The 2,576-nt window shown below is 62.1% G+C and carries 4 protein-coding genes; 1 reads left to right on the top strand and 3 read right to left on the bottom strand.

Annotated features, from left to right (window positions below; all coding sequences use genetic code 11):
* The 3 genes from EN994_RS26570 to EN994_RS26560 form a co-directional block, all read right to left on the bottom strand.
* The coding region (locus tag EN994_RS26570) for a hypothetical protein (protein WP_164746215.1) at positions 1-358 on the bottom strand (358 nt) is incomplete at its 3' end.
* A 244-nt stretch (positions 359-602) separates the two neighbouring features.
* Positions 603-1,058: a Crp/Fnr family transcriptional regulator gene (locus EN994_RS26565; RefSeq protein ID WP_013528897.1), complete on the bottom strand. Its 456-nt coding sequence runs from the start codon at positions 1,056-1,058 to the stop codon at positions 603-605.
* Between the two features lie 121 nt (positions 1,059-1,179).
* On the bottom strand, positions 1,180-1,863 hold the full coding sequence (locus tag EN994_RS26560) for a response regulator transcription factor (RefSeq protein ID WP_013528898.1): 684 nt from the start codon (positions 1,861-1,863) through the stop codon (positions 1,180-1,182).
* Positions 1,864-2,007: 144 nt separating this feature from the next.
* On the opposite strand from EN994_RS26560, the gene EN994_RS26555 reads away from it, so the two are divergent.
* Entirely contained in the window at positions 2,008-2,544 is a 537-nt protein-coding gene (locus EN994_RS26555) for a L,D-transpeptidase (protein ID WP_181172690.1), read from the top strand.
* Positions 2,545-2,576: the final 32 nt, after the last annotated feature.

Raw genomic sequence — 2,576 nt, 5'->3', positions numbered from 1 at the left:
CTTCAGGCCTTTGGCCCAGGCGCCAGGAAAGGGCGAAAGCCGGAAAGTTTGCCTCATAGGCAATGCCGCGGCCGAGCAGTGATGCCGAGGCCTGAAGCAGCCAACGCGCCGAGATGCGGAAATCGACGACGGCCAATCGCCCCTTGCCCTTGCTGTGACCGGCGATCAGGCGCGCCAGCGGCGTCCGCACATTGATCGCATCGACCAAATGGCCGGCATGGCGATTGAGGCTATGTTCAAGGGATGACGACCGGGTGGTTCCGTAGACGATGAAACTATCGGGGAATGCCGTTCTGGCGGCGCGCAATGCCGGAATCCGGATCAGTCCGTCGCCGAACGCGTCATTGCGGGAATACAAGATAATGGTCTCGTACCGCCCTGATGGCATGGCTCGCTCCCCCCAGGAGCCTGGTGGTGATGGCGCCTGCTGCGCCGGCCGCCTTCGAGGTGCTTTAGGATTTCACCTCTTGCCTGTCAACGGAGCCTTGCCGCTGGATCCGGGCGTCCGGACGGCCGCAGTGCGCCACGACCAGTTCATCGCTGTCGTTGAAAACACTTCTCCCTTCGGCTGCGAAGCCAGCAGCTTCGTGGGTACGCTAGATTTAGCCGGAGAAGCGCGGCGCCAGTTCCTCGATGCGGCGGATCATCGCCTGAAATTCCTCCGAGATGCGCTGGTGCAGCTTGACCGCGATCTCGGGATATTCCTCCAGGATGCGGCGGAACATCTTGCGGCTGAGGCGCATCACTTCCGAATCGATCTCGGCCGAGGCGCTGGTCAACCGGTTGGTGTCGGCGATCAATGCCAGTTCGCTCAGGATCGTGCCGGGGTCTGCCGTGCCAATCGGGATGCGTTCACCATTCTGCTCCCGGTAGAGCACGATGCGCCCGCTGACAACGATATAGGCGGAATCGGCCTCGTCGTCCTCGCGATAGAGCTTGTGGTTGGCAATCAGCCTGGTGTTCTCGGCGCCAAAGGCGAGCAGGCGCAGTTGTTCCTGCGTGAAGCCCTCGAAGAGCCTCACGGCGGACAGAACGCGGATGTCGTCATCCAGCGCCATCTAGCTATGTCCCCGAACCGACAGTCCGACTCCTCCTCTGCGAGTTCGATCCAAACCACCCTCCAACTGGATCGTACCCGAAAGCGGCCCCGCCCGGCCGCTCATTGGATAATGAAAATGTTTAAGGAACCAGCTTGTAGCCGCCGCTTTCTGTCACAAGAATTTCCGCATTGGAAGGATCGCGCTCGATCTTCTGGCGCAGCCGGTAGACATGGGTTTCCAGCGTGTGCGTGGTGACGCCGGAATTGTAGCCCCACACCTCCTCGAGCAGCACGTCGCGCGTCACCACCTTCTGGTCGGCGCGATAGAGATATTTGATGATCGAGGCCTCCTTCTCCGTCAGCCGCACCTTGCCGCCGCGCGGGTCGAGCAGCAGTTTCTGGCTGGGCTTGAAAGTATAGGGCCCGACCGAGAAGGTGGCATCCTCGCTCTGCTCATGCTGGCGCAACTGCGCCCGAATGCGCGCCAGCAGCACGGCGAAGCGGAACGGCTTCGTCACATAGTCGTTGGCGCCGGCCTCGAGACCAAGAATCGTATCCGAATCGGTGTCGTGACCGGTCAGCATGATGATGGGCGCCTTGTAGCCGCCCTTGCGCAGGATCTTCACCGCTTCGCGGCCATCCATGTCGGGCAGCCCGACATCCATGATGAGCAGATCGATGAGGCCGCCGCGCGCTGCGGCGACACCTTTTGCCGCAGTCGATTCCTGCAGCACGTCGAATTCCTCGTAAAGGGATAATTGCTCGACCAGCGTGCCGCGCAGGTCGTCATCGTCGTCGACGATCAGTATGGTGCGTGAAGTCATGGATCAATCCGTTGTTTTGAAAAGAAAATTCAGTTGACCGCTGCCTGTTTATGCGGAAGCTGACCGGCGTAACAGCCGTTCACAGTGATTTGTTCCGTGGCACGATCATACAAGAAAAAACACGATCGCAATGCAGCCGGCGCAATTTTGCGAAAAGGGCTGCGTGTGCTGACCGTGCGGGCGAGGCCTGGGCATCCAAGCCAGGGCCTGCTGCAGGCCGGGAAAACGGTGTTTGCCTGTGCGCTGGGGCGCGGCGGCATCTCGGCCGACAAGCGCGAAGGCGACGGCGCCACGCCGCTGGCCGCGATGCGGATCCTGTCGGGGTATTTCCGGGGGGATCAGTTCTCCAGCGGCCGCAGGACCCGGCTGGCGATGACGCCGATCGGGCCCGATCTGGGCTGGTGCGAAGTGCCTGACGACCGCAACTACAACAGGCCGGTCAGGATTCCCTATGGCGCCAGCCACGAACGCATGCGGCGCGACGACAGGCTCTACGATGCCTGCCTGGTGCTCGACTGGAACCTGTCGCCGCGCCGGCGCGGGCGCGGCAGCGCCATCTTCTTCCATCTGGCGCGCCCCGGCTTCACGCCGACGCAAGGCTGCGTGGCTGTCACGGCGCAAACCATGGCGCGGCTGCTGCCGCTGCTGTCGGACCGGACGGTGGTGAGGGTGGTAAGATAGTAAGATAGTAAGATAGTAGGGGAGTAGGGGAG

The organism is Mesorhizobium sp. M7A.F.Ca.CA.002.09.1.1, assembly GCF_003998555.1.
Taxonomy (GTDB): Bacteria; Pseudomonadota; Alphaproteobacteria; order Rhizobiales; family Rhizobiaceae; genus Mesorhizobium; species Mesorhizobium ciceri.
This window is presented reverse-complemented; position numbering and strand designations above follow the sequence as displayed.

Coding starts and splice junctions, on each gene's coding strand:
- EN994_RS26565 (WP_013528897.1), bottom strand. CDS start 1,058: ATGGCGCTGGATGACGACATCCGCGTTCTGTCCGCCGTGAGGCTCTTC.
- EN994_RS26560 (WP_013528898.1), bottom strand. CDS start 1,863: ATGACTTCACGCACCATACTGATCGTCGACGACGATGACGACCTGCGC.